At 46.4% G+C, this 224-nt stretch carries 1 pseudogene; it reads right to left on the bottom strand.

Annotation, left to right across the window (positions count from 1 at the left end):
• Positions 1-224, bottom strand: a pseudogene (locus tag KMHG_RS19780) (transposase); the annotation flags it as partial.

Raw genomic sequence — 224 nt, 5'->3', positions numbered from 1 at the left:
ACGAGCTTCGGATAGGCAGTCTGCCACTTTTTGATAACGCGTTCGCGTGCTTGAATCGCTTCTTCTAGCGTTTCAGCACGATACACTTGTTTAAAGTCGTCACACACTTCTGCACGATCTTTCGTCCGCACTTTATGATTCAAATTGCGCTGCACATGAACGAGTCACGTTTGATAACGCGCGTGCGGATACACTTCAGAAAGCATCGCTTTCATGCCTTTTAA

The organism is Kurthia massiliensis (genome assembly GCF_000285555.1).
Lineage (GTDB): Bacteria > Bacillota > Bacilli > Bacillales_A > Planococcaceae > Kurthia > Kurthia massiliensis.
This window is presented reverse-complemented; position numbering and strand designations above follow the sequence as displayed.